Genomic DNA, 20,815 nt, shown 5'->3' with positions numbered 1-20,815 from the left:
TCAATGGCCCGTTCGCAGGGTCTGCGCGAAAACCGACGCATCCACGTTGCCCCCCGTCAACGCCAGGCCCACGGTTTTGTCTTGGAGCAACTCTCGCTCTTGCAGTGCGGCCGCCAGTGCTGCAGCGCCTGCGCCTTCGGCCACGTTGTGGGTGTCGGTGAACAGTGCCTGCATGGCGGCGGCCACTTCGGCGTCGCTCACCTGCACGATGTGGTCGATGTGCGGGGCCAGCACGGCCAGGGCTTCGGGGTCCGCCACGCGGCAGGCCATGCCGTCGGCCAGCTGGGTGGTGACAGGGGCCTCGACCACGCTGCCTGCGGCCAGCGAGTCGGCATAGGTGGTGGCGTGGCTGCTGACCACGCCCACCACGCGCACGGGGTGCCGCAGTGCCAGCTTGGCGGCGATGGCCGAGCATGCGCCCGAGCCCTGGCCGATGGGCACGTACACCACGTCAAGCTGGGGCACGGCGCGCAAAAATTCCCACCAGTAGGTGCTCACGCCGCGCAGCAGGTCAGGGTGGAAGCTGGGCACCATGTGCGCGCCGCGCTGCTGTGCCAGGTGCATGGCGTGCTCGCGCGCTTCCTGAAAATCGTCGCCGTGCTCGATGAGCGTGACGCCCAGCGCGCGCATGGCGGCGTTCTTCTCAATGGAGTTGCCACGCGGCACGACGATGGTGCATGCCACGCCGTGGCGGCGCGCGGCCCAGCCCATGCTCTGGCCGTGGTTGCCGCGGGTGGCGCTGATCACTTCCTGGGGCAAGCGACCACGCTGGGCGAGCTGGTCAAAGTAGGTCAGGCCGCCGCGGATCTTGAACGCACCCACGGGCGTGTGGTTCTCGTGCTTGAGCCAGCAGTCGGTGCCCAGGCGCTGGCTCAGCAGGCCCCAGCGGTACTGGGGCGTGGCGGCAAAGTCGCGGTACACCACCTGGGCGGCGGCTTCGATGTCGGCCAGGGTGGGCAGCAAGGGGGATGGGTCGATGCGGGCGTTCATGCGGCAGCTTTCTGGGGGGTGAATGACGACAGGGTGACGGGGCCCCGCGGTGTGGTGAGTTGCGCCGCGAGCTGGGGCGTATCGCCCGCAGTGATGGCGACATGGGGTGCCACACCGATGGCTTCACACGCTGCCCGCAGGGTGGCCGCCTGCGGGTGCTGCAGCGTGAGCTGCTGCAGTTGCACGCCACTGGCAGGCAGGCTGTCGCAGGGGTGTGTGGCGCCCCACTGGATGAGCGTGGGCAGGCAGCCGTCCATCAGCCGCAGGCCGTCTTCGCGCACGGTGATCTGCCACTGCAGCAGGCCATTCGGCGTGGGGCGGCTGGCGGTGATGGTTGCGCCACGCTCAATGCTCAGTGCTGTCAGCGCGGCATGGCTGGCGGCCACATCAGGCACGCTGGCCACCCAGTGGATGAGCTGCGGCCCGTGCTGCGCTACCTGCTGCTGCAGCGTTGCATCATCCATATCAAACCAGCGTCTAGCGCCCGCTGGTAAAGCGCTGGTAGCTCCTGAATTTATAGCAATAATTTCAAGATAGGCGCGAGGGTGGCGGGGGCTGCTGATGTTGAAGATGCGGTTGTGCGTGCCCATCAGCGGGTGCTCGCCACCGGCCGTGGGGGTGATGCTCAGCGTGCGCTGGCACCAGTCCATGCCGCCGGCCAGATCGGCTGCAAACACCACGAGGTGGTCCACGCAGGGGCCTTGTGCGGTGGTGGTCTCTTTCACAGCAGCACCTCGCCCGCCATGCAGGTCACGCTGTGGCCGCCCACCCAGATGGTGTCGCCCTCTTGCTGCACATGCACACGCCCCGCGCGGCCCAGGCAGGTGCCCTGGCTGGCCACGTACTGCGCGGGGGCCAGGCCCGCGCCGATGAGCCACTGGGCCAGTGCGGCGTTCAGGCTGCCGGTCACGGGGTCTTCGGCCAGACCGTTGTTGCCAGGGAAGAAGGCGCGCACTTCAAACGCGATGCCGTCCGCATCGCTGCTGCCCACCACGCCCACCTTGCCACGCGGTGCGGAGGCTCCGCTTCCTGCTGCAGGCCCCACCACGCCCACGTCCAGCCCGGCGAGGATGGCAGCGTCTGGCTTGAGCGCCAGCACCTGCGCGCTGCTGGCCAGCAGCACGGCACGCCAGCCGGGGCCGTTATCGCACCAGGCGTGCTGCACGATGTCTTCCCGCGCCACGCCCAGGCCGCGTGCAATCAGGGCCACGTCGGCCTCGTCCAGCGGGCCGCTGCGGCGCAGCGGTGGCGCGGCAAATGCCAGCAGATCGCCCTGCTGGCGGATGTTGACCAAGCCCACGCCGCATTCCTGCACGATGCGGCCCGCCACTTGCGGCTGGCCACCCGCCTTCAGCCAGGCGTGGCAGGTGCCCAGCGTGGGGTGTCCGGCAAAAGGCAGTTCGCCAGCGGGGTAGAAGATGCGCACGCGGTAGTCGGCACCAGCGGCGCGGCCCTCGGGCGTGGGGGGCAGCACAAAGGTGGCCTCAGACAGGTTGGTCCAGCGGGTGAACTGCTGCATCTCCTCGGTGGAGAGGCCTGTGCCGTCCAGCACCACGGCCAGAGGGTTGCCACGGTAGGCGGTGGCAGTGAACACATCAACTTGTTGGAACGGGCGGTGGTGCATGGGGAAAACTCCTGGAAAAAACGGAAAGCGGCGCACGCCAGGGGCTGGCCTGCTGTTGAGCGGGGGCCATGCCAATCGTTGTGGGCGGGGCCAAGGCCCCGTGGGTCTCACCCGCTGGGGGGAGCGTTCAGTGTGTTGATTGGGACAGACGTCACAGCAGCGCAGTCCCTTCAATGCAGGTCACGGTGTGGCCGCCCACCCAGACCTGTCCCTGCCCATCCTGGTGGATGTACACCCTGCCAGCACGGCCCAGGCATTCGCCTTGCGCTACCAGGTAGCGGGTGGGGGCCAGGCCCTCGGCAATCAGCCATTGCGCCAGGCTGGCATTGAGGCTGCCGGTCACCGGGTCTTCCGGGTTGCCCATGGGGGCGGCGAAGGCGCGCACCACGGCGCCGGGGCGCTCTGGGTTGTCTCCCGCGTCGGGGGCGATGTGGATCACGCCCACGTCCTGGCCCAGGTCTTTGAGGCGGGCATGGTCGGGCGTGAGGCCGAGCACGGTGTCAGCGCTGTCCAGCAGCAGTCCCAACCACACCGGGCCGTTGTCCAGCAATTGCGCCGCTTGAATTTGGTGGGGGCGCAGCCCCAGTGCGCTGGCCACCAGCGGCACCAAGGCCGGGCTGGGCTTGCTGCATTGCAATGGCGGTGCGGCAAAGGCCAGGGTGTCGCCCCGGTGTTCGATTTGCACCAGGCCCTGCGCAGACTCTTGTACCACCAGGCCGGGCACGCGCGGCGTGTGGCCTTGCTGCAGCCAGGCGCGGCAGGTGCCCAGCGTGGGGTGGCCGGCAAAGGGCAGCTCGCCCCTGGGCGAAAAAATGCGCAGCCGGTAGTCGGCCCCGGCCGCATGGCCCGCTGCCGTGGGGGGCATCAGGAAGGTGGTTTCCGACAAGTTGGTCCAGGCGGCAAAGCGGCGCATGTCGGCGTCGCTCAGGCCCTGCGCGTCTAGCACCACGGCCACCGGGTTGTCGAAGCCGGGGTGGTGGCTGAAGACGTCGATCTGACGAAAAAGACGTTGCTGCATGGGGGTCGCTCCGTTCACCGTGGGCGTGGTGGCTACGACAGCTTACGCCAGAGGCTGGTCCAGCACCCCTCTGGCACCGGGGCGGGTGCTGACGGTGCGGTACCAGCGCTCCAGCGCCGGGCGCGCGGGGCGTTCCTGCGGCAGTCCCCACCAGCGGTGCATTTCGCAGCCGATGGGAATGTCTGCCATGGTGAAGTGCTCACCCGCCATGAAGGGCGAGCGGGCCAGGTGCTGCTCCAGCAGGTCCAGCAGGGGCTCGGTGGCGGCCACCGAGGCCGCAATCAGCGCGCTGTTGCGCTGCGCGGCCGGTGTGCGTATCCACTGGATGAAGGCATCGCGCCCTGCGGGGTTCAGCGTGGTCTGCTGCCAGTCCATCCACTGCTCGGCCACAAAGCGGGCGGGCAGCTCCTCAGGGTAAAGCTTGCCTGCCGAATGCCTTGCGCACAGGTAGCGCACGATGGCGTTGGATTCCCACAGCACCAGGCCGGTGTCGTCGTCTTCCATCAGAGGCACCAGGCCGTTGGGGTTGCGCTGCAAATATGCTGCTTCGCGCACCAGGCCAAACTGCCCGCCCGCATCGGTGCGCTGCAGGGGCAGCCCCAGCTCTTGCGCGGCCCACACCACCTTGCGCACGTTGATGGACGACAGGCGACCCCAAAGCCTCAGCATGCTGGATCAGCCCTTGTGCTCACGGATGGCAGCCGCCAGCGCGGCGATGCCGGTGGCGATCTGCTCGACCGTCGAAGTCACGAACGACAGGCGCAGCGTGCGCTGGTCGGCGTTGTCGGCATAGAAGGCGGCGCCGGGCACAAAGGCCACATTGCGCTCCACCGCCTTGGGCAGCAGCTCGATGGCGCTCATGCCTTCCGGCAGGCGCACCCACAGGAACATGCCGCCATCGGGGCGGTTCCAGTGCACGCCCAGGCCTTGCATTTCCTTGTCGAGCGCGGCCAGCATGGCTTCGCACTGCTGTTTGTACAGCGCGCGGATGGTGGGCACATGGCGGTCGAGAAAACCGCCCTTCATCACTTCGGCCACCAGGCGCTGGTTGTAGCCGGGGGTGTGCAGGTCGGCGGCCTGCTTGGCTTGCAGCAGCTTGGGGTACACGGCCTTGGGCGCCACGATGTAGCCCAGGCGCAGGCCAGGGGCCAGCACCTTGGAGAACGAGCCCATGTAGATGCAGCCCTCGGGGTTGCGGGCCGTGAGCGGTGCGGGTGGCGGGTTGTCGAACCACAGGTCGCCGTAGGGGTTGTCTTCCACCAGCGGCAGGTTCAGCTCGGCGGCAGCTTTCACCAGCTCGGCGCGGCGTGCGTCGCTCATGGTGCGGCCGGTGGGGTTCTGGAAGTTGGGCAGCACGTACAGGAAGCGTGCCTTGTCGGCGCCTGTGCCCACCTTGGCCTTCAGGTCGTCGATCAGCACGCCTTCGTCATCGCTGGCCACCGCCACCACGGTGGGCTCCATGGGCGTAAAGGCCTGCAGGGCACCCAGGTAGGTGGGCGTTTCGACCAGCACGCGGCTGCTTTCGTCGATCAGCACCTTGGCGATCAGGTCCAGCGCCTGCTGTGAGCCGGTGGTGATCAGGATCTGATCGGGGTCCACATTCCAGGGCAGGAAGTCGGCAATCGCCTGGCGCAGGGGCGCAAAGCCTTCGCTGGCTGCGTACTGCAGGGCGGCGGGGCCATCGTTGGCCAGCACGGCGGCCGAGGCTTCGGCAAAAGCTGATACCGGGAAAGTCTTGGGCGACGGCAGGCCGCCAGCCAGGCTGATGATGCCGGGCTTTTCCGTGACCTTCAGGATTTCGCGGATGACCGAGGGGTTCATGCGCTCGGCGCGGCGCGCCAGGGTCCAGTTCGTCATGTCATTGATCTCCAGGTAGGTGTTGTATGCAATGGTATCGGGGCCATGTCAGGAAAACCGCTTGCCCGCCACCACGGTGGCGACAACGGCGACGGCAAAGCCCAGGGTGACCAGGTCGAGCGACTCGCCCAGCAGCACGGCGGCGGCCAGGATGGAAAGAAAGGGCTGCAGCAGCTGCGTCTGGCTCACGCGCAGGGCGCCGCCCAGGGCCAGCCCCCGGTACCAGGCGAAGAAGCCGGCCCACATCGAGAACACGCCCACATACAGAAAGCCACCCCAGGCCGAGGGCGCCACGGGATGGCTGGGCCACAGCCACAGCGTGGCGGGCAGGGAGACGGGCAGCGCCATCAGGCACACCCAGCAGATCACGCGCTCGGCCCCCAGCGCGGGTGTGATGCGTGCGCCGTGGATGTAGCCCACGGACGCCGCCACCACCGCGCCGACCAGCAGCGCATCCGCCGCCTCCAGGCTGAACAGGCCGTGGCCCTGCTGCCAGCCGCGCAGCAGCGAGAACGCCACCACCAGCAGGCTGCCCAGCACCGCGAAGAGCCAGAACCCCAGGCGCGCACGCTGGTGCAGCACCAGCGCGGCCACGGCCGCCGTCACCAGCGGCAGCAGCGCCGTTACCACGGCCGCGTGGCTGGCCGTGACGCTGCGCAGCGCAAACGCCAGCAGCAGCGGGTAGCCCAGCGCATTGCCCAGCACGGCCCAGCCCAGGTGCCGCCACTGCTGCGGCTGAGGGCGCGGCGAGCGCGTGGCCAGCAGAAACACCGCCGACAGCAGCCCCGCCAGCGCGGCGCGGCCCACGGTGACGAACCAGGGCGAGAGCTGGGGTTGCTCTGACGTGCCGGTGGCCAGGCGCGTGGCGGGCAGGGTGACGGCGAAGATCGCCACGCCCAGCACGCCGAGCCACAGGCCTAGGGTGCGGTCGCGGTGCGAGGAGGGCGTGTTCATAGAGTCAGCATCCAGACAGCGGTGGCCACCAGCACCAGCGCCAGGGCGCGGTTGAACCACAGCAGGCGAGCACCCTGCGACAGCCACTGGCGCAGCAGGGAGCCCAGCAGCGCATAGACAAAGTTGCTGCTGAAGGCAAACGCCACCATCACGCAGCAGATGATGGCCAGGCGCTCACCCGGGTTGGTGGCCGGCTGCCCGGCTGCGTTGACCACCCAGCCCGCGCTGAGCGTGAGGGCCAGCATCCAGGCCTTGATGTTCACGAACTGCAGGCCCACGCCTTGCCAGAAGGTCACCTGCAGGCGGCTGCCGTCCACCTCGGCAAGCTGCCCGGCGCGGCTGAGCTTCCAGGCCAGCCACAGCATGTAGGCCACGCCCATCAGCGTGACCGTCCAGCGCAGCGCGGGAACGCCGGTGATGAGGGCCCCCAGGCCCAGGCCGCTGCCCAGCATCAGCAGGGTCCAGCCCGTGGGCACGGCCAGGCAAAAGCGCAGGGCGCGCTTGAGGCCCAGGTTGGCGGCCAGGGCGGTAGACAAGGTGGTGTTGGGCCCCGGCGAAAAGCTCATGGCGGTGCAAAACAGCAAAAGGGCGGTGAGTTCGGCGGTGCTCATGCAATAGGCGGTGCGGGCGGGTGTTGCGCGGGAGTATGGCTGTCCAATGTAATCGGATGTACCGATACACTACCCATACAGTTCAGCAGCGCAGTATGCAAACTGTATTGTTGGCTGTGCCAGTACACGGCACAGCGCCTTGCCCGGAGACCCGCCATGTTGATGAAGTCGTCCACCCAGTCGCTGACCGAGCAGTTGTCGGAGCGCTTTGCCGAGCGCATCCGCAATCGGCTGCTGGCCCCGGGCGCGCGCCTGCCGTCGGTGCGCCAGTGCGCTCAGCAAAACGGCGTGAGCCCGTCCACCGTGGTGGCGGCCTATGACCAGCTGCTGGCGCTGGGGCTGGTGGAGGCCCGCAAGAACCGGGGCTTCTTCGTGCGCGACAGCGGCGGCGCGGACACCGCCGCCGGGGCCGATGCCCGCACCGCGGACCCGACCCTGGAAAACGCAGCCCCCAACTGGAGCACCGCCCACTGGTTTGCGGCGCGCGCCGCCGGGCGCGCGGGGCGGGGCGTGTCGCCCGTCAACGCCACGGCGCTCATCCGCGGCATGTTCCACAAGATCAGCGACAAGCCGCAGCCCGGCATGGGCGTGTTTCCGTCCGAGTGGCTGGAGTCCACCTTCATGCCCGCTGCGGTGCGCAAGGTCACCAACTCGCGCAGCCTGCAAGATTTTTCGCTGCAGTACGGCGAGCCGCTGGGCGATGCGCACCTGCGCCGCCTGCTGGCCAAAAAACTCTCCACCCTCAACGTGCACACGGTGCCAGAGCACATCATCACCACCGTGGGGGCCACGCACGCGCTCGATATCGTGAGCCGCACGCTGCTGCGCCCTGGTGACCCGGTGATGGTGGAGGAGCCTGGCTGGGCGGTGGAGTTTGCGCGGCTGGCGGCCCTCGGTATGCGCATCCTGCCCGTGCCGCGTCGCGCTGACGGGCCAGACCTGGAGGTGATGGCCCGGTATTGCGAAGTGCACCAGCCCAAGCTGTACGTGAGCGTGAGCGTGTTCCACAACCCCACGGGCTACTGCCTCAGCCCGGGCAGCGCCCACCGCGTGCTGCAGTTGGCCAACCAGCACAACTTCCACGTGGTGGAGGACGACACCTACAGCCACATCGCGCCAGAGCACGCCACGCGCCTCACGGCGCTTGATGGTCTGCAGCGCACCATCTATGTGAGCGGGTTCGCGAAGATTCTTGCCCCCAACTGGCGCATTGGTTACCTGGCGGCCCCGCCGAATCTGGTGGAGCCCCTGCTCGACACCAAGCTGCTGGCCACCCTCACCACCCCTGCCTTGCTGGAAAAAGCCCTGGCCCTGTGCATTGAGCAAGGGCAGCTGCGCCGCCATGCCGAGCGCATCCGCACCCGGCTGGATGCCGCCCGGTCACGCAGCGTCAAGCTGGCGCTGCAAGCCGGCTGCACTTTTGCGGCAGAGCCGGTGGGCCTGTTCGGCTGGGTCGATACGGGCGTGGACACTGATGCCCTGGCCCAGCGCATGCTGGACGAGGGCTACTTGCTGGCCCCCGGCGCGCTGTTCCATGCCGAGCGCAAACCCAGCACGCTTATGCGCATCAACTTTGCCACCACGCAGGAAGCGGCCTTCTGGCAAATCTTCCAGCAGGTGGTGGCAGCGATGAAGTGAGCGGCTGAGCGCAGAGCCGCGAAACAGGCGCTTGGCGCGCGGATGGCCGTCGCCTCGGTGCCTTTTGCAGGCTTTCTCGCCACCCAGGTGCGGTTTTTTTGAACAAAACACCCTTGCAGCGCTTTATTTATAAGCGCAAGCAGCTATCAATAACGTAGCAATTCAAGCGTCAATACGCCACGGTGAAGCGCTGCTGCAGGTGGCGTGGAGCCTCCAGCTCGTCCACGATGGCCACTGCCAGATCGGCCACGCTGATCTTGCCGGGCTGGTCGCCGTTCATCAGGGGGGATTCCGTGCCCAGGCGGTAGTGGCCCGTGCGCTCGCCGGGCTCCAGCAGGATGGCGGGTGAGAGGAAGGTCCATTGCAGGGTGGATTCCTGGCGCAGCAGGTTCAGCACTTCGCGGGCGGCCAGTGCGCCGTTTTTCCATTCGGCCGGGAACTGGGGGGTGTCCACCAGCTGCACGCCTGGCGCCACATACAGGCTGCCTGCGCCGCCCACCACCAGCAGGCGCTGAACGCCAGCGGCCTTGACGCCCGCCGTGATGGCGCGGCTGCCCCGCAGAAATTCGTCGTGCAGGTCGGGATGCGTCCAGCCTGGGTTGTAGGCGCTGGCCACCGCGTCCACCCCTTGGACGGCCTGGGCCACCTGCGCGGCGTCTGTCGCGTCGGCCTGCACCACGGTCAGGCCTTCACGCGAGGGGATCTTGGCCGGATCGCGGGCCAGGGCCGTCACGCGGTGGCCGCGTTGCAGCAGTTCATTCAACAATGCGGTGCCTACAAAGCCGGTGGCGCCAATCAGTGCGATGTGCATGGTGTGTTCCTGCAAGGGGAGTGAAGATGCTGCAAGCTTATTTTTGATGCTGCGATTGCGGTAGAGGGTTGAAAATGCTTTGTCTTTGAAGCGCTGCTTCAAAATCAAGCTTTTGAACAGGCTCACTGCGGCAGGAGGATGTGTTGGACGATCTCAAGCGGATGGCGGTGTTTGCCAGTGTGGTGCAGCATGGTTCGATGACGGGCGCGGGCCGGGTGCTGGGCATGAGCCCGTCAGCAGTCAGCCAGCAGGTGCGCCAACTGGAGCGGGAGGGTGGCGTGACGCTGCTGCACCGCTCCACCCGCAAACTGGCTTTGACCGAGGCGGGCCAGCGTTACCACGCCCAGTGTGCTGCCATGTGCGCGGCGGCCGAGCAGGCGCGGGCCGAGCTGGCGGCCGCGCGCGATGCGCCCAGTGGCGAGCTGCGCATGTCGGCCACCGTGGGCTTTGCGCGGCATGTCTCCCCGGCTCTGGGCGCGATGCTGGCGCAATACCCCTCGTTGCGGCTGCGATTGGTGGTGGACGATGCTCCCATTGATCTCATCAACGCCCGGGTGGATCTGGCTGTGCGTTTTGGCCGCCTGGCTGATTCGAGCTGGGCGGCACGCAGGCTGGGGGCGCTGGAGTGGTGGCTCTGCGCCGCGCCCGAGTATCTGGACCGGCACGGCAGCCCGGAGTCGCCAGACGCCCTGCTGGCCCACGGCTGGCTGGGCTTTGCACGCGAAGGGGCGGGCCTGCTGCTGGACCTGAGGGGCCCCGAGGGCGCGGCCCGCAGCCTGCGGGTGGAGCCGCGCATTGTGAGCAACAACCAGTTGTCCATCCAGCAGATGTGCGAGGCGGGCCTGGGCGTGGCGCTGATGGGCAGCCTGGATGTGCAGGACGCGCTGGCATCGGGCCGCCTGGTGCGGCTGTTGCCGCAGTGGACCATGGGCACCCTGGATATCTGGGCTGTGACGCCCCAGCGGGATGCGCAGCCCGCCAAGGTGCGGCAGGCCATTGCGGCCTTGCAGCGCTATCTCGTCACCCAGCCGGGTGTGCTGGAGTAGTGGGTGCGGGCTGCGGGCAGATCGGTGCAGATCAGCCTGGGTCACACCCCTCAACGGGGAGGGGCCGGGCGTTCCACTTCCAGATCGGACAGCACCCGCAGCAGCGCGCGGTTGACCTCCTCCAGGTCCATCTCGTGCTCTTCGCACAGGCGGCGGATCACGCTGGCGTCGTCGTGTTCCAGCGCGCAGGCCATTTGCAGGCTGGGTGCGTAGGGGCCGGTGTGCAGCACCGTCGCGTCGTAGATCCGTTCCGACAGCGGGATGCGGCGCAGGATCGTGCCCAGGGGCTCGCGCAGCAGTTCATCCATTTGCGACAGCAGTGCGCAGAGGTAAATTTCGCGCCGCAGCTCGTTTTCCACGCCCGGGTTGAGCAGCAGTGTGGTCAGGCGCGCACGCATCACCATTGACTCGCGGATGGGCTGCATGTTGGGCTCCGTGCAGGAGTGGGGCAGCTGGTCCGACAGCCAGCGCTTGATGGACTCGTACCCCATCATCACCATGCCCCGGCGCAGCGAGTCGATGCCGGTGCGCAGGCCCAGGGCCGCCGAGTTGGTGTAGATCATGAAGCGGTAGGACAGGATCGGGTCCTCGCTCATGATGTCTTCAAACGTCTCCAGCGACTGCTCGTTGTCGATGGCCTTCATCAGCCGGTGAATGACCGCGTGTGACGGCTGCTGCGGCGTGTGCCGCATGCTGTAGAGCACGTCTTCCGTGGGCCAGCCGGCCAGCGCCAGCGCGTTGTTGTCCAGGCAGTGCTCCATCAGGGCACGGCTGGCCACGTTCTCGTACATCTGCCCTGCCAGGATGGGGCTGATGTTGCGCGGTGGTGGCTTGGGTGTGCCGGGCTGTTGTGGTCCGCGCTGCAGAGCGGCAATCGCGTCTTCGGCGCGCAGGGTGAGCAGGCTGTTGTCAAAGCAGCGCGCCACTTCGGCGGGTGGCAGGTTGGCAATCTCGCCACGCCACACCAGCTTGAGCCCCCGCCGATGGGCTGCGCGCACCTGATTGAAGATGGTTGAATCGTTCAGCCAATCACCGCGCACTTCAATCCACGGGCTGCCGCGCGGCGCGCTTTCCAGCAGGCTGGAGAGCAGCTGGTGCGTTTGGGGCGAGATCAGCAGCGGCGGAGAACTGGCCGACCACAACTCTGCCAGTGTGCGCAGCAGGTGGCCTGCGTCTACCAGCAGGGAGGATTCGTTGTGCACATACAGCTGCACGCCAGCCAGCTTGCGGGCGCGGTTCCACAAGGGGCGGTAGCCCAGAATCAGACTGCCTAGGACGGATTGGACCATGTGCTCTCAGGCGGTGCGGCTGGCATCTGGGGCCCGGCGCGCTGCGCGGGGCGGAACGCTAGCCGATGTAGTTGAACAGCGAAAGCTTCTGAACCGACGCATAGGCCTGCAGCGCGGCCTTGTAGCCCGTCTGCTGGTTCTGGAAGTCCGAAAAGCCTTTGATCATATCCAGATCCTCGGCCCGCGAACGGTCGGATTCGAGCTGCACGGAGCGCTTTTCCTGGTCGCCGGTGATACGGTCTGCGCGGTTGAGCAGCTCGCCCGCGTAGCTGCGGATGTTGCTCATGCGCTCCAGCCCGATATCGACATTTGCCAGCGCCTGACTGATGGCCTGGGCCGCCACGTTGGAGTTGGGGGCCGCCTTGATCTCAGCAATGGCTTTATCGATCACGCTGAACACGCTGGCCTGGGGCGAGATGTTGATGGTGTCGCCGTTGGCGGGCGAGAGCGTGATGGTGCCGTCCAGCGCTTTGGTGGGCAGCGTCGTGACTTTCATCGACATCCCTGGCGGCAGGCCGTTGATGTTGAATTCGCCTTTCTCGCCGATCTTGATCGGGTTGAGCGTTTGTGCTGCCGGGGGCACGAAGGCAGGGTCGGTGCTGCTGACGTTGTAGGTGGCAGACAGGGTGTTGGTGGCGGGGTCGAGCGTGACGTTGGAGAAACTCACGCTGTAGGTGTAGGCCAGCCCCGTGGCGGGGTTCTTGTTGAAGTTGGTGCCTTCGGCCACGGTGATGGCCGAGGTGGTCAATGCCCGGTTGGGCTGGCCCATGGCGGGCACGCTGGGTGTGGTGGCGCCAGGCACGATGACGGTGCTGGTGCCCGGCGTGATGGCAGCATGGAAGCTGCCGTCGCGCTCGGCATCGAACATGAAGGCGGAGTCACCGTCCAGCGTGTTGGGCAGCGTGACGCCATCACTGGCCGTTTGGCCTGCCTGGCCTGCAAACAAATAGTCCGGCGTGCTGTTGAGCGGCCCCATGAAGGGCGACTGCGCGCTGCCCAGTGCCCCCAGCAGCGGGATGCCGTTGGTGTCGGTGCGGTTGGCCACGGCGGTGAGTTGGTCGCGCAGGCTTTGCAACTGGTTGGCGATGGTGGCGCGCTCGCTGCTGCTGAGCGCGCCGTTGCCAGCATTCACCATGAGCTGGCGGGCTTCCTGCACCAGGCTGATGGCGTCGCCCATGGTGGATTCCGCCTGGGCAATCGCGTTGCGCTGGTTTTCCAGGGCGCGCTGCTCGGTCTGGATGCGGCTGATGCGGGTCAGTGCGCGTTCGGCCTGGGCGGCCGACACGGGGTCGTCGCTGGCACGCACTACACGCTTGCCCGAGGTCAGGTTCTCCTGCAGGTTGACGAGCGAGGTCTGCCGCGCCGACACGTTGCGGATGGCGTTGTCATACATGTTGGCCGTGCCAACGCGAAAGATCGTATTGCTCATGTCAGACTCCTTCGGAGTGCATCAGAGGCGGCCTCATCGGCCCAGGTTCTGGATCAGCGTGTCAAAGACACTCTGCGCAATTTGCAGCATTTTGGCCGATGCCTGGTAGGCCTGCTGGTACTGCAGCAGCTTGGCGGCTTCTTCGTCCAGGTTCACGCCCGACACCGCCGTGCGGTCGTTTTCCAGGTTCACGGCAATCGACTTCGACAGATCGGAGGCAAACAGCGCGCTCTGCGTGCGCGTGCCCACCTGGGCCATGGCGCTGGCGTAGCCGTCGCTGAGGGTGGATTCGTCGAACATCTTCACGTCACGCAGATTCATCAGCGCTGTGGCGTTGCCGGCGTTGCGGGTGTAGTTGTCGCCGTACTGGGCGTCTTTTGCGTTGCCGATGGTGACGGTGTCACCCGCCTTGGGGCTGCCCTTGAGGTTGATCGACCAGCCATCGATGTGGATGGATTGCCCCGAGGTGTAGGCATACGGCGGCCCTGCCAGCAACTGGGGCGGGTTGGCCGCCATGTCGATGGGCGGGTTGGCGTTGCCACTGAGCGTGAATTGCCCGCTGGCATTGAAGGTGAGCACCACGCCACCACCGGTGGTGGCAGGTGGCACCGGGCTGGGCGGCATTGACAGGCCGCCGATGCCCGAGTTGACCGCCTGGCCCGTACCGCCATTCCAGGTGATGCCCGTGGCCTGCAGCCCGGCCAGCTGCAGCGTGCCGCTGTTGGACGTGCCCATGGCGGCATTGATCGGATTGGCAACCGCCAGATCGCGGGGCGAATACACCAGCGCCTTCATGTCACTGGCCGCCGTGCCGAAGGGCTTGAACAGCACGCGCTCGTTGGCGGTGCCCGTGGCGGTGAAGTTGAAAGTCAGCCCGTCGATCTGCGTGGTGGACAGGGTGGCGATGTTGGTGAACGGAGTGGTCTCGCCGTCTGAAAGCCGCACCACCTGCCCGCCCACGCCGGCGGCATCAAAGCGCACTTCGTAATCTGACGCTGCAAACTCGGTGGGCGAAAAACTGGCAGAGTTTGTGAAGCTGATGGAGCCTACGGCGGTGCCCAGTGTCAGGCCCGGCACGCTGGCGGTGGTGGCAAACAGGGGTTTGCCGGCCACGCCGTCCAGCGTCAGCCCCAGCGTCTGCTGGTAGTTCAGGGTGGTGCCGATGGCCAATGCCATGCGGCCCAGCAGGTTGCGCCCTTCGGCCAGATCGGTGTTGTTGAACCGGAGCAGGCCCGAGATGCTGCCGCCCCCGAGCATGTTCTCGTCCAGCTCAATCGCCGGGGAGCCTGGGCGGGTGAAGAGCAGCTTCACCTGCCCGCTGGACGGGAACGTGCCCGAGTCGCCCACCGCCACCTCGGTGGCTGTGGTGCCCAGCACCAGGGGCTGGCTGCCGCCGACGAACAGGCCAATGGTTCCGTCATCCGCCGGTATCTGCGTGGTTTGCACATACTGGTTGATTTCGCGGATGACCTGCTCGCGCTGGTCCAGCAGGTCGTTGGGGGTTTGCCCGTTGCCTGTGGCGCGTGCAATCTGCTCGTTGATCGCGGCCATCTGCTTGGCCAGGCTGTTGACGGTGTTGGCGCTGTTCTTCAGCTCCTCGGTCACGGTGTACTGGATCTCGTTGATGCGGTCGGCCGAGGTGCGCATGCGCGATGCGGTTTCGTCCATGCGTGTGAGCACCAGGGTGCGCGCCGACAGGTCGGTGGGGGCAGCCACCACGTCCGAGAACGCGTTCATCATGTCGTTGATGGCGGCGCCCAACCCCGTGGGGCCGCCGCTGAAAATCTCCTGCAGCTGGCTCAGCCGCTGCGCGCGCACCGTATCCCCAGCGCTCACCGAGCCTGCCGCTGCGGCCTGGCGGGTGAGCAGCTCGCTTTGGTTGCGCAAGATGGTGCGCACATCCACCCCTTGCCCGATGTAGCCTGCGCCCGAGAATTGCCCCTGCACGGTTTGCAGTGCCACGGTCTGGCGCGAATACCCGGGGGTGTTGACGTTGGCAATGTTGTTGCCAGCCGTCTGCAAGGCCACCTGGTTGGCCATCAGGGCGCGAGCGCCGACGTTGAGCAGTCCCATGATTTACACCGCTTCCATCATGCTTGCGCCTTCTGGGCCCGCAGTGCGCTCTGGATGGCACCGCTGAGTTTTCTGGCGTATTCGGGGTCTGTGGCGTAGCCTGCCTTCTGCAGTTCGGCGGCATAGGCCACGGCAGAGCCAGTCCGGGCCGTGGCCTGGGCTTTTTCGTAGCGGGGGTGGTCGGTGATGAGCCGGGCGTAGTCGCGGAACGAATCTTCGTAAGAGTCGTAGGCGCGGAACTTGGCCACCACCTTGCGGGGCACGCCGTTGATGTATTCGGTGGTGGTGACCTCGGCCACCTTGCCCGTCCAGCCCTTGCCCGCCTTGATGCCGAACAGGTTGAACGAGGTGGAGCCATCCTTGTTGCGGATTTCGCTGCGGCCCCAGCCGGTTTCGTGGCCCGCCTGGCCCAGCATGAAGCTGGCGGGAATGCCGCTTTCCTTGGCCACGGCTTCGGCCGTGCTGCTCAGGTGCTGCACAAAATCGTCGCGCCCCTTGGGGGCGGGCGTGGTGGTGTTGATGGGGCTGACTGCCCCCTTGGTGGCCACGCCAGCGCGGCCCGTGACTTGCGGCAGGCTCAGCGTGGAAGGCACCGAGAAGGTGGGCTCTGCCACACCCATCTGGCGCGAGAGTTGCCGTGCAATCGCTTCCGACAAGCCCCCAGGCTGCCCAGACATCTGCACCGACAGTTGCTGGTCCAGCATGTCCGAGCCCAAGTCGCCCTGGGCGCTGTCGAGCAGGCCCGACTTCATGGTGGCTTCGCGCATGCTCTTGATCAGCTCGCGCATGAACAGCGACTCGAACTGCTTTGCGGCTTCCTTGGCCGCATCGGGGCTGTTTTGCCCCGCTTCCAGCTTGAGGTTGTTGAGCGAACGTGTGTCCACCGCCAGCGCCTGGCGGGCGCTGCTGGGGGCAGACGAGGGCAGGGTCAGGGCCATGTCAGATCACCTCCAGCTCCGCGTTCAGAGCGCCAGCGGCCTTGATGGCCTGCAAGATGGCCAGCAGGTCTTGCGGTGTGACGCCCAGGCTGTTCAGGGCGCGCACCACGTCACTCAGCAGGGGGGATGCCGGCATGTTGACTATCTTGCCGCCGTCGTACTGGATGGCAATGTCGCTCTTGACCGCCGACACGGTTTGGCCGCGCGACAGCGGATTGGGCTGGCTGATGACCGGTGTCTCGTCAATGATCACCGACAGGTTGCCGTGGGCAATGGCACAGGGGCCCAGGGTGACGGCCTGGTTGAGCACGATGGAGCCCGTGCGGGCGTTGATGACCACCTTGGCCGCGCGCGGTGTTTCGGGCAGAGGCAGCTCTTCCAGCTCGGCAATGAAGTTCACGCGTGCATGCGCATCGGGCGGCGCCTGCACGCGCACGGTGCGTGCGTCCAGCGCTTCGGCCGTGCCCGGCCCACGCCGTGCGTTGATGGCCTGCGCCACGGTGCGCGCGGTCTGGAAGTCCGAAGCATTGAGCCCCAGCGTGATGGTGTCGCCTTCGTGCAGCGGCGTGGGTACTGAGCGTTCCACCAGCGCCCCGTCAGGGATGCGGCCGGCGCTGAGGTGGTTGACCTGTACGCTGCTGCGGTCGCCTGCCGTGTTGGCGCGGCCACCCGTCGCACCGGCACCTGCCACCACCAAGTTGCCCTGGGCGATGGCATAAATCTCGCCGTCAGCGCCACGCAGAGGTGTGGCAATCAGGGTGCCGCCCTTGATGGATTTGGCCGAACCGATGGAGGACACGGTCACGTCGATCATCTGGCCGGGCTGCGCGAACGGGGGCAGCTGGGCCGTAACCACCACGGTGGCCACGTTGTCGAGCTTGAGGGCCGCCGAGCCCGGCGGCAGGCTGATGCCCATCTGCTGCAGGTAGTTCTGCATGGCCTGCCCGGTGATGGGCATGCCCGATTTGTCGCCCGTGCCGTCCAGGCCGACCACCAGTCCGTAGCCCGACAACTGGTTGTTGCGCACCCCTTGCACGGCGGCGACTTCCTTGATGCGCAGCGCCTGCGCGGGCAGGGCCAGGGTCAGCATTGCGAGTGCGGCCAGGTAGGCAATGCGGCGGGACAAAGGCAGGAAGTTCATGGCTCCATTGTGGAGACCTGTGCCGCCAGCTAAAGCGTGAAAAGAGGCGGCTTCCGGCGCTTGTTGGGGTCACAAAGTGGGCTTGATTTCAAGCCAAATTGGCCTCTGGCGCTTATCCATCAAGCGCGAGTAGCTATCTTTTTTGATTCCTCGGGCGTTGCGCCTGGGCAGCTGGAAGCGGGTTGCGGATGCAGTAGTAGTACCCGTTGCGCACGCTGGCAATGTAGTTGGGGCGCACTTTGCCGGCATCGTCAGCGGGGTCGTACAGGCCGGTCTGCACGTGGTAGGGTGTGTGGGGCCGCAGGGTCACGCCGCCGCCGTAGAAGCCCGCGGCCTCGGCGGCTTCCATTTCGTCCACGGTGGGTAGCGCTGCCTGCTGCGACTGGCAATAGCGCTGCGCCATGTCGCGAGAGACGAGCTGGTCCGCATGCCCCGGCGCGGACAGCAGCCACTGTGCTGCGCCCAGGGGGTTCTGGTGGGCGGAAAAGCGCGTGCCGCTGAAGTAGTCCACCACGGCGCGCGCCAGCGCTTCACCCAGCTCCTGCGCCGGGGCGGTGACGGTGAAGCTTTGTGACGCACCCGTGCCCAGCCGCACCAGCGTCACGGTGGCCTGTACCAGCGTCTCTTGCAGGCGCGTGTAGCTGATGTAGGCGGCCAGTGCCACGTTGCGCGCCTTGTTCTGCAGGGCTTGCTTGGCCGCAGCATCCAGCACGGCTGCACGTTGCAACTCGTCGGGTGAGATGCCCGAAAACTCGAAGCGCAACCGGGGCCGCGCGCCATTGATGCGGCGGCTTTGCTTGTCCACCTCACCAATGAACTGCACGTTCAATGTGCGACCCAGCTGTGCCAGCGCCATGCGCTCGTGGTGGGCCTGCAATTGGTCCACCGCCTGCAGCGCTTCCAGCGTTTTGGCCGGGTCGGCCTTGGCGGTGTGCAGGTCGGCAAAAATTTTCCGGTCTTGGCCATAGTCGCCCAGGTCGGATGCGCGGATCACGGGAATGTTCGGCCAGACGGTAAAGGTCTGCTCTGGTGGGTCGCGCAGGTCCTGCGCGGTGGCCAGCCCGCAGCACAGCGCCAGTGCCATGGCGGCCAGACGCACCCACCGTGTGACCGGGAAAGTCATTTAGAACGGCGTGATGGAGTTGAAAGCGCGCGCCAGCCAGCCCATGGCCTGCGCATCGGCCTGTTCGCCCAGGCCGCGCGAGATCACGCGCACGTTGGCAACGTATTTCGAGTCGATGACACTGCCTGCATGCTGTGCTTCGCGGCTGAGATGGCGAGGATCGACGATGCCCGAGAACCGCAGCACATCCACGCTGCGGTTCACGCCCACCTGCTTTTCACCCGTGATGACGAGGTGACCATTGGGCAGCACTTCGGTGACGATGGTGGTTATCTTGCTGTCGAATTCATTTTCGCTGGTCGTATTGCCGCCGCCCTTGAAATCGTTGTTGTAACCAGCTTCCATGGCCGAGCGCCCGGCGATCTTTGCTGCTGTGGAAGCACCGAGCAGAGGGAGCGCTGTGATACCGCCGCCAACGCTGCCGTCGCGGTCAACGTTCGACCGGCTGTTTTGGCTGGCCTTGATTTTCTCGAAAACCCGGATGGTGACCATGTCGCCCACAAAGCGCGCGCGCTGGTCTTCGAGCGGAGGCCGGTAGCTGGCAGTATGGAACAGGCCGCCCGTGGCAGGCGCTGCGTTGCGCGGCTGGGCGGGTGCCAGCATCGGCGGTGCGGTGGACAGCACGTCCACGGGTGGCGGCGGGTTCAGGGTGGCGCAGCCGGTAGCGAGCAGGGCGAGGGCCACGGAGCCGGTCAGTCGCAGGAGGGGGGGCATCTTGGCGCTCCTTACAGTTGGGACAGCTTGGCCAGCATCTGGTCAGATGTCTGGATGGCTTTGGAATTCATCTCGTAGGCGCGCTGGGTCTGGATCATGCTGACCAGCTCTTCCACCACGTTGATGTTGGAGTTCTCCAGAAATTTGTGCCGGATTTCCCCCAGCGAATTGGTCAGGGGGTTGCCGGCCTCGGGCGCGCCGGAGGCTACGGTTTCGCGATACAGGTTGTTGCCCAGCGGCTCCAGTCCGGCCGGGTTGACGAAATTGGCCAACTGGATTTGCGGCCCTGCGGTGGTGACGCCAGCGCGGGTGATCGAGACCTGGCCGTTCGGGCCAATGTCAAGGGTGTCGCCAATCTGCAGGTTGATCGCAGGAACGAGCGGGTAGCCCTCGCTTGTGACAACGTCGCCGGTGCTGCTGCGCGTGAAATTTCCTGCGCGGGTATAGCCGGTCGTGCCGTCGGGCATCTGGACCTGGAAGAAGCCCTGGCCGTTGATGGCAATGTCCAGCGCGTTGCCGGTGTTGGTCAGTGCTCCCTGCATGAAGTTACGCGAGATGGAGCCCACATTCACACCCAGGCCAACATGCAAGCCTGTCGGCAGCTGAGTGTTGTCCCCAGTTTGAGCGCCCACTTGCCGTTGGTTCTGGTACATCAGGTCCTGGAACACCGCGAAGTTGCGTTTGAAACCCGTGGTGGAGACGTTGGAAAGGTTGTGCGAGATCACGTCCAGGTTGGTCTGCTGGGCGGTCATGCCGGTCTTGGCAATCCAAAGGGAATTCATCATGGCAAGGGTTCCTTTCCTTTAGCCGTTGAGGCTGAGCAACTGTGCGGCCGATTTGTCGTTGGTTTCGGCCGTTTGCAGAAGCCGCATCTGTTGTTCGAACTGGCGCGAGGCGGCGATCATTCCCACCATGCTTTCCACCGCGTTGACGTTGGAGCCTTCCAGCGCGCCCGGCTGCATCCGGGCATTAGGGTCAGCGGGGATTGCGTTCCCGTTGGTCGTCCGAAACAGCCCGTCATCGCCGCGCCGCACTGGGTTGTCAGCATTGACCGTGGCTAACTTGATGCGGCCTGCAGCTACAGGCGGCTCATTGCCCACCCTGGCAGATACGGTGCCGTCGGGTGATAGGGTGATCGTTGCATTCGGGGGCACATCGATGGGTGCACCTCCGTCCGACAGAACTTGCAAGCCCAGCGGGGTTACGAGCTGGCCTGTGTTCGATACCTCAAACTGACCGGCGCGTGTGTAGGCTTCTGTGCCGTCTAGTCCCTGTACTGCGAACCATGCATTCCCTTGGGCCATCGCATCCAGGTTGCGGCCAGTGGTCTGCGCGGGGCCGGAGGTGCTCAAATGGCCCGATGTGGCTTCCAGCGCGAACACGCGGGTGGTGGAGCCGTCGCCCTGCATCGGCACCGAGCGGAAGGTGGACATCTCTGCCCGAAAGCCGTTGGTGGACGCATTGGCCAGGTTGTTGGCCAGCACCGACTGCCGGTGGGCAGCGGCGTTGGCACCTGTCATGGTGGTGTAGATGATGCGGTCCATAGCGCTCTTTCGTGT

The 20,815-nt window shown here is 66.3% G+C and carries 20 protein-coding genes; 2 read left to right on the top strand and 18 right to left on the bottom strand.

What is annotated here, in order from left to right; genetic code table 11:
• The 8 genes from IHV84_RS08725 to IHV84_RS08690 form a co-directional block, all read right to left on the bottom strand.
• Positions 1-990: a threonine dehydratase gene (locus IHV84_RS08725; protein ID WP_198846570.1), complete on the bottom strand. Its 990-nt coding sequence runs from the start codon at positions 988-990 to the stop codon at positions 1-3.
• Entirely contained in the window at positions 987-1,715 is a 729-nt protein-coding gene (locus IHV84_RS08720; protein ID WP_370541231.1) for a VOC family protein, read from the bottom strand. The genes IHV84_RS08725 and IHV84_RS08720 overlap by 4 nt, the downstream gene beginning before the upstream one ends.
• The gene (locus IHV84_RS08715; RefSeq protein ID WP_198846569.1) at positions 1,712-2,614 is read right to left on the bottom strand and encodes a PhzF family phenazine biosynthesis protein; all 903 of its coding nucleotides are present in this window, start codon (positions 2,612-2,614) and stop codon (positions 1,712-1,714) included. The genes IHV84_RS08720 and IHV84_RS08715 overlap by 4 nt, the downstream gene beginning before the upstream one ends.
• 151 nt (positions 2,615-2,765) lie before the next feature.
• On the bottom strand, positions 2,766-3,632 hold the full coding sequence (locus IHV84_RS08710; RefSeq protein ID WP_198846568.1) for a PhzF family phenazine biosynthesis protein: 867 nt from the start codon (positions 3,630-3,632) through the stop codon (positions 2,766-2,768).
• Positions 3,633-3,674: 42 nt separating this feature from the next.
• Entirely contained in the window at positions 3,675-4,301 is a 627-nt protein-coding gene (locus IHV84_RS08705; RefSeq protein WP_198846567.1) for a glutathione S-transferase family protein, read from the bottom strand.
• Positions 4,302-4,307: 6 nt separating this feature from the next.
• Positions 4,308-5,489 carry a PLP-dependent aminotransferase family protein gene (locus IHV84_RS08700; RefSeq protein ID WP_198846566.1) on the bottom strand — a complete coding sequence of 394 codons (1,182 nt, stop codon included), beginning with the start codon at positions 5,487-5,489 and terminating at the stop codon, positions 4,308-4,310.
• A gap of 48 nt (positions 5,490-5,537) precedes the next feature.
• Positions 5,538-6,443 (bottom strand): DMT family transporter, encoded by a 906-nt coding sequence (locus IHV84_RS08695; RefSeq protein ID WP_066693192.1) that lies wholly within the window; start codon positions 6,441-6,443, stop codon positions 5,538-5,540.
• Positions 6,440-7,054, bottom strand: coding sequence for a LysE family translocator (locus tag IHV84_RS08690; RefSeq protein ID WP_066693189.1), 615 nt, complete (start codon positions 7,052-7,054; stop codon positions 6,440-6,442). Before IHV84_RS08690 ends, IHV84_RS08695 begins: the two co-directional genes overlap by 4 nt.
• 156 nt (positions 7,055-7,210) lie before the next feature.
• Between IHV84_RS08690 and IHV84_RS08685 the strand changes: the two genes are divergently transcribed.
• Entirely contained in the window at positions 7,211-8,692 is a 1,482-nt protein-coding gene (locus tag IHV84_RS08685) for a PLP-dependent aminotransferase family protein (RefSeq protein ID WP_066693186.1), read from the top strand.
• Between the two features lie 169 nt (positions 8,693-8,861).
• On the opposite strand, the gene IHV84_RS08680 is transcribed toward IHV84_RS08685, so the two are convergent.
• Complete coding sequence (locus tag IHV84_RS08680) at positions 8,862-9,503, bottom strand: NAD(P)-dependent oxidoreductase (RefSeq protein WP_198846565.1); 642 nt, start codon at positions 9,501-9,503, stop codon at positions 8,862-8,864.
• Between the two features lie 143 nt (positions 9,504-9,646).
• On the opposite strand from IHV84_RS08680, the gene IHV84_RS08675 reads away from it, so the two are divergent.
• A complete protein-coding gene (locus tag IHV84_RS08675) occupies positions 9,647-10,549 on the top strand; it encodes a LysR family transcriptional regulator (RefSeq protein WP_198846564.1) in 903 nt (300 codons plus the stop codon).
• Between the two features lie 50 nt (positions 10,550-10,599).
• On the opposite strand, the gene IHV84_RS08670 is transcribed toward IHV84_RS08675, so the two are convergent.
• From IHV84_RS08670 to flgF, 9 genes are all read right to left on the bottom strand, one after another.
• Entirely contained in the window at positions 10,600-11,838 is a 1,239-nt protein-coding gene (locus tag IHV84_RS08670; RefSeq protein ID WP_198846563.1) for an HDOD domain-containing protein, read from the bottom strand.
• A 58-nt stretch (positions 11,839-11,896) separates the two neighbouring features.
• A complete protein-coding gene (gene flgL, locus IHV84_RS08665; RefSeq protein WP_198846562.1) occupies positions 11,897-13,267 on the bottom strand; it encodes a flagellar hook-associated protein FlgL in 1,371 nt (456 codons plus the stop codon).
• A gap of 33 nt (positions 13,268-13,300) precedes the next feature.
• A complete protein-coding gene (gene flgK, locus IHV84_RS08660; RefSeq protein ID WP_198846561.1) occupies positions 13,301-15,340 on the bottom strand; it encodes a flagellar hook-associated protein FlgK in 2,040 nt (679 codons plus the stop codon).
• A gap of 17 nt (positions 15,341-15,357) precedes the next feature.
• Complete coding sequence (flgJ, locus tag IHV84_RS08655; protein ID WP_198846560.1) at positions 15,358-16,278, bottom strand: flagellar assembly peptidoglycan hydrolase FlgJ; 921 nt, start codon at positions 16,276-16,278, stop codon at positions 15,358-15,360.
• A 1-nt stretch (position 16,279) separates the two neighbouring features.
• Positions 16,280-17,419, bottom strand: coding sequence for a flagellar basal body P-ring protein FlgI (locus IHV84_RS08650; RefSeq protein ID WP_198846559.1), 1,140 nt, complete (start codon positions 17,417-17,419; stop codon positions 16,280-16,282).
• Between the two features lie 133 nt (positions 17,420-17,552).
• Positions 17,553-18,542, bottom strand: a complete 990-nt coding sequence (locus IHV84_RS08645; RefSeq protein ID WP_198846558.1) for a hypothetical protein — start codon at positions 18,540-18,542, stop codon at positions 17,553-17,555.
• Complete coding sequence (locus tag IHV84_RS08640) at positions 18,543-19,256, bottom strand: flagellar basal body L-ring protein FlgH (protein ID WP_198846557.1); 714 nt, start codon at positions 19,254-19,256, stop codon at positions 18,543-18,545.
• Positions 19,257-19,267: 11 nt separating this feature from the next.
• Positions 19,268-20,041 (bottom strand): flagellar basal-body rod protein FlgG, encoded by a 774-nt coding sequence (gene flgG / locus IHV84_RS08635; protein ID WP_198846556.1) that lies wholly within the window; start codon positions 20,039-20,041, stop codon positions 19,268-19,270.
• Positions 20,042-20,059: 18 nt separating this feature from the next.
• Positions 20,060-20,800, bottom strand: a complete 741-nt coding sequence (gene flgF / locus IHV84_RS08630; RefSeq protein WP_198846555.1) for a flagellar basal-body rod protein FlgF — start codon at positions 20,798-20,800, stop codon at positions 20,060-20,062.
• Between the last annotated feature and the right edge of the window lie 15 nt (positions 20,801-20,815).

The organism is Acidovorax sp. IB03, assembly GCF_016406015.1.
Classification (GTDB): Bacteria; Pseudomonadota; Gammaproteobacteria; order Burkholderiales; family Burkholderiaceae_C; genus Acidovorax; species Acidovorax temperans.
This window is presented reverse-complemented; position numbering and strand designations above follow the sequence as displayed.